Here is a 5668-nt window from a genome sequence, read left to right on the forward strand (position 1 = left end):
GACCGCGATAGCCGCGGTCGCCGTCGCGGCGGCGTCCCTGCTGCCGATCGGTTACCTCTTCCTCAGTGGGATGTCGATCGCCGACATCCGCAAGCAGCTGGCCTACACGGCCACCACCGATGCCCTGGGACAGACGCTCACGCTCACGCTGCTGGTCTGTCTCCTGACGGTGGTGCTGGGTGCCGGGTGCGCGGTGCTCGTCACCCGCACGAGCGTCCCAGCGCCTCGGCTGCTCACCGTCCTGTTCACGCTGCCCCTCGCCGTGCCCGGGTTCGTCAGCGCCTACGCCGTCTACTCGGCGCAACTGGTCTACGCGCCGCGGCTCGATGTGGTGACGAGCCTGCCGGGTGCCGCCGTCGTGCTGGCCCTGTCGCTCTATCCGTATGTCTTCCTGCCGTGCGTCGTCGCGCTCCGGCGAGTCGACCCCTCGTTCGAGGAGGTCGTGGCGACCTTGCGGGGTGACAGGTTGAGCGCCTTTCGGACGGTGAGCCTGCCGGCGTTGCGCCCGGCACTCGCGGCGGGGCTGCTCATCGTGGCGCTGCATGTGCTCGCCGAGTACGGCGCTGTCGTGCAGCTGGGACAGAGCACCCTGACCACCAAGATCATGACCGAGATGCTCGACTACGGCGACTACCAGTCGGCCCGGTCGCTCTCGCTGCTGTTGGCCGGGTTGTCCCTGGTGGTGCTGGTATCGACGCGGTGGGTCTCGGGCCGCGGCGTCATCGGCTCGGTGGCGCGTGGCGGTTCGCGCCCACCGTCGCGGGCAGCGCTGGGACCGGCTCGGATACCAGTCACCCTGATGGCGCTGCTCGTGCCGCTGCTGGCTGTGGGGCCGACGGTCCTGATGGTGATGCGAGGGTTGCTCACCTCGCATCGCGCATCGGCCCCGACCTGGACCCACGTGGGGTCAGCCTTGTCGACCACGGTCGGCTACGCGGTGGCCGCAGCCCTGATCGCCACCTTGTGCGCGCTACCGGTCAGCTGGTGGGCCACCCGACGATCGTCGGTCGCCTCGCAGTTGACCGAACGGGCCGTCTGGCTGGCGCACGCGATCCCCAGCGCGATCCTGGCGCTGGCGCTCGTGTTCCTCGCGACGCGGCTGGTGCCGCCGTTGTACAAGTCGCCGGCCGTGCTGATCGCCGCGTACGTCATCCTCTTCCTGCCCTTGGCCGTGGCCAACCAGCAGGTCGGACTCCAGTCGGCCCGGCAGACCTACGACGACGTGGCTGCGTCCTTGGGCAGCCGGCCGGTGCGCACCTTCGCGCGGGTGACGCTGCCACTGGCTTCCCCCGGCTTCATCGCAGGGGCGATCCTCGTAGCGCTCGATGCGAGCAAGGAGTTGACGACCACCCTCATGCTGTTGCCGTTCAATGTCAGCACGCTGTCGAGCGAGCTGTGGGCGACGACCAATGGCGAGTCGCTCGACTTCGTGGCGGCGGCTCCGTATGCCGCTCTGCTGATGCTGCTGGGGACCGTGCCCGTGTATCTGCTCGTGCGGCACACGCTGGCGCAGCTCTCGCCGACGCGACCTGTGGGCATCGGCCAGGGGAGCGACCGCCCAGTTCCGGGAACCCTCGACGCCATGTCGCCGGACGAGGTGGTGCTCGCCTTCGCCGCCAACGAGTGACGCCGCGTGCCGTCGGCGCAGTCGGCTGGGCGTCCGGGGCCGTGCGGGAGAGGCCTGCGCCGCTGTCCTGTCGTCGCCGGGCGGTGAGGCAGTGGGCAGCCGTCGCCGGGCGGTGAGGCAGCGGGCAGCCTGATCCGGGAGGTGTCGGGGAGGGTGGGAGCAGCCCGGTCGAAGCCGGGCCATGAGCAGCGCCACGAGCCCTTCTTCATCCACGACGCAGGTGCTCCCCTTCACCACAGACCACGAAGAGCCGTCATGGGATTCTCGGTGTGGTCTGCCTGATGGACGTGCTCATGCGTCGACGACGATGGCGATGACGGCGGGCTCGCGACGGTAGGTGCGTTGGAGGTACCGGCTGACGGCGTCGGCGATGATCTCCTCCAGCCTGGTCACGTCGTCGATGTTCCGCTCGGTCGCCCGGGCCAGTGCCTTCTTGACCTCGTTGGTTGCGCCGGCGAAGGTGCGGTCGTCGTGGACGAAGCCCTTGGAGAGGAACTCGAGCGGCTCGGTGGGCTGGTTGGTGGTGGGATCGAGCAGGGCGAGGACGGTGACGATGCCGCCGGTGCCGAGCAGGCGCCGTTCGGCGAGGGTGTCCTCGGTGGCAGCGCCGACGGTCTGCCCGTCGACGTAGACCAGCCCGGCGGGCACCTTTCCCGAGATCTCGGCGCGGCCGCGCACGAGGTCGACGGTGACGCCGTCGGCGGCGATCACGACCTGGTCATGGGGCACGCCGGTGCGCCGGGCGAGCTCGGCGTTGGCGTGCAGGTGCTTGGACTCACCGTGCACGGGCATGACGTTGCCCGGCCGGACGATGTTGTAGCAATAGACCAGTTCCCCGGCGCTGGCGTGGCCGGAGACGTGCACCTTGGCGTTGCCCTTGTGCACGAGTTTGGCGCCGAGGTCGGTGAGCTTGTTGATGACGCCGTAGATGGCGTTCTCGTTGCCCGGGATGAGGGAGCTGGCGAGCAGGACGGTGTCGCCCTCGCCGACGCGGATCCGGTGATCGCCGTTGGCCATGCGGGCGAGGGCGGCCATGGGCTCACCCTGGGAACCGGTGCACACGAGGGTGACCTTGTCGTCCGGCATCGACTCGAGCTTCTTGAAGTCGACGACGAGGCCCCGGGGGATGGTCAGATAACCGAGGTCTCGGGCGATGCCCATGTTGCGCACCATGGAGCGGCCGACGAAGGCGACCTTGCGGCCGTGCGCGTGGGCGGCGTCGAGGACCTGCTGGATGCGGTGCACGTGGCTGGCGAAGCTGGAGACGATGATCCGGCGCGGGGCCGTCGCGAACACGTGGTCGATGGCCGGCGTGAGGTCGCGCTCGGACATCGTGAAGCCGGGAACCTCGGCGTTGGTGGAGTCGACGAGGAAGAGGTCCACGCCTTCCGCGCCGAGGCGGGCGAAGGCCCGCAGGTCGGTGATGCGGTCGTCCAGGGGGAACTGGTCCATCTTGAAGTCACCGGTGTGCAGCACCAGCCCGGCGCCGGTGCGGATCGCCACGGCCAGCCCATCGGGGATGGAGTGGTTGACCGCGACGAACTCCAGGTCGAACGGGCCGACACTGCGGCGGTCGCCGGCCTCCACGTGGACCGTGGCCGGGGTGATGCGGTGCTCCTTGAGCTTGGCCGTGATGAAGGCGAGGGTGAGCTCGGAGCCGATGACGGGGATGTCGGCCCGTTCCTTGAGCAGGTACGGCACCCCGCCGATGTGATCCTCGTGGCCGTGGGTCAGGACGATGGCCTCGATGTCGTCGAGGCGGTCCCGGATGGAGGTGAAGTCCGGCAGGATCACATCGATGCCAGGCTGGTGCTCCTCCGGGAAGAGCACGCCGCAGTCGACGACGAGCAGTCGGCCAGCGTACTCGAAGACGGTCATGTTGCGGCCGACCTCGCCGAGGCCCCCGAGGGCGGTGATGCGCAACCCGCCGGCGGGCAGGGGCGGCGGGGACGTGAGATTGCTGATGGCAGTGGGCACTGGTTCCGCGCTTTCGTGATGGGGGCGTCGAGGTCAGGATGAGCATGCGTGTGCGTGATGTCGAACCTGTCCAGCAGGTCCCCTTCGGGTAGTGAGAGATGGTCGGGTCCGAGTCGTCTCGGCGAGGGGGGTGGCGGGCTGGTCGACGACCATGAGGACCCGGCCGTGGGAGGCGAGTCCGTCCAGGATCGCGCGGAGCTCGGCCTCGTCGTCGGGCAAAGCCATACCGGCACCGACAGGCCGGCACCCCTGAGAACCGGACCCCTGGGGCTGGGAAGAAGGTGTCGGGGCGAGGCGGCCAACCGGGGGCCCGGGCGCGCTCAGCTCTGGGCGCCGAGGTGACCGGCGAGGCGCTCGTGGCGCTCGGCGCTGGCCTCGTTCAGGCCGATGATGGTGGCGGTCTTTCCCCTGGCGGCGTACTTGGTGGTGATCGCGTCCAGGGTGGCCACGGTCGAGGCGTCCCAGATGTGGGACCGGGACATGTCGATGATGACCTGGTGCGGGTCCCCGGCGTAGTCGAACTGGGTCACGAGGTCGTTGCTCGAGGCCCAGAGGAGTTCACCGACCACGGCGTAGACGCGGGTGTCCTCGTCGGGGTGGGCGACGTCGACGACCTCGGTCAGGTGGGCGACGCGTTGGACGAACATCAGCGCCGCGACGACGACGCCGACGATGACGCCGTAGGCGAGGTTGTGGGTGGTGACGGTGACCGCGACGGTGGAGAGCATCACCGTGGTCTCGGACTTGGGCATCCGGCGTAGCGTGCTGCGCCGGACCGAGTGCCAGTCGAAGGTGGAGACCGCCACGATGATCATGACGGCGACCAGGGCGGCCATCGGGATCTTGCCGATGGCCTCGCCGAAGCCGACGACGAGGACGAGGAGGAAGACACCGGCGAGGAAGGTGGAGATGCGGGTGCGGGCGCCGGAGGCCTTGACGTTGATCATGGACTGGCCGACCATCGCGCACCCGCCCATGCCGCCGAAGAACCCGGTGATGATGTTGGCCACGCCCTGGCCCCAGGACTCACGAGGCTTGTTCGAGTGGGTGTCGGTGACGTCGTCGACGAGTTTGGCCGTCATCAGGGACTCCATCAGCCCCACCAGCGCCATCGCGACGGCGTAGGGGGCGATGATCTGCAGGGTCTCGAGGTTCAGCGGCACGTCGGGGATGAACAGCGCGGGCAAGGACTCGGGCAGGTCACCCTGGTCGGCGACGTCCGGGACGTTCAGCGCGAACGCCACGGTGATCGTGGAGAGCACGACGATCGCGACCAGCGGGGCCGGGACGGCCTTGGTGATCGTGGGCAGGTACACCATGATCGCGATGCCCGCGGCGACCATCGGGTAGACGATCCACGTCACGCCGAGCAGGTAGGGCAGCTGGGCGAGGAAGATCAAGATGGCCAGGGCGTTGACGAAGCCGACCATGACGCTGCGCGGGATGAACCGCATCAGCCTGGCCACGCCCAGGACGCCGAGCAGGACCTGGATGATCCCGGCCAGGATCACCGTTGCGATGAAGTGGTCCATGCCGTACTCGCGCACCACCGGCGCGATGACCAGGGCGATCGCGCCGGTGGCGGCCGAGATCATCGCCGGCCGGCCGCCGAGGAAGGCGATCGAGACGGCCATGGTGAAAGAGGCGAACAGGCCCACCCGGGGGTCGACACCGGCGATGATCGAGAACGAGATCGCCTCCGGGATCAGCGCCAGAGCGACGACCAGACCCGCGAGGACCTCGGTGCGCAGGCGCTTCGGGGAACGCAGCGCCCCCAGCACCGAGGTGACGTCCTCGGTGCGGGCACGCTTCCGGGCTTCTGGCGTCTGCCTGGTGCGTTGGGCAAGAGGTGAGGTCACGGGGCTCCGTTTGCTGTGGACGCTCAGGCGCCCGGTGGACATGTCAGGGCGGCGCGTCATCACACCTGGAAAATCCGTTGGCACGCCGGCCGGGAGAGGACCAAGGTCCATCGAGCAGTTCCGGAGCAGCCGCTGTCGACAACTCTAATCTAACGTCACGGTAGGTTGGTGGTGAGTTGTCTCACGACGGGGCGGGGCGCCGCAG

Annotated in this window: 3 protein-coding genes; 1 reads left to right on the top strand and 2 read right to left on the bottom strand. The window is 69.0% G+C overall.

What is annotated here, in order from left to right; all coding sequences use genetic code 11:
- Positions 1-7: 7 nt before the first annotated feature.
- Positions 8-1627 (top strand): ABC transporter permease, encoded by a 1620-nt coding sequence (locus ACYC1Z_RS13815; protein ID WP_461410103.1) that lies wholly within the window; start codon positions 8-10, stop codon positions 1625-1627.
- Between the two features lie 291 nt (positions 1628-1918).
- Here ACYC1Z_RS13815 and ACYC1Z_RS13820 read toward each other — a convergent pair whose 3' ends face one another.
- On the bottom strand, positions 1919-3505 hold the full coding sequence (locus ACYC1Z_RS13820) for a ribonuclease J (protein WP_461410104.1): 1587 nt from the start codon (positions 3503-3505) through the stop codon (positions 1919-1921).
- Between the two features lie 419 nt (positions 3506-3924).
- Positions 3925-5505 (bottom strand): SulP family inorganic anion transporter, encoded by a 1581-nt coding sequence (locus ACYC1Z_RS13825; protein WP_461410105.1) that lies wholly within the window; start codon positions 5503-5505, stop codon positions 3925-3927.
- Positions 5506-5668: the final 163 nt, after the last annotated feature.

This window comes from Georgenia sp., from assembly GCF_054605595.1.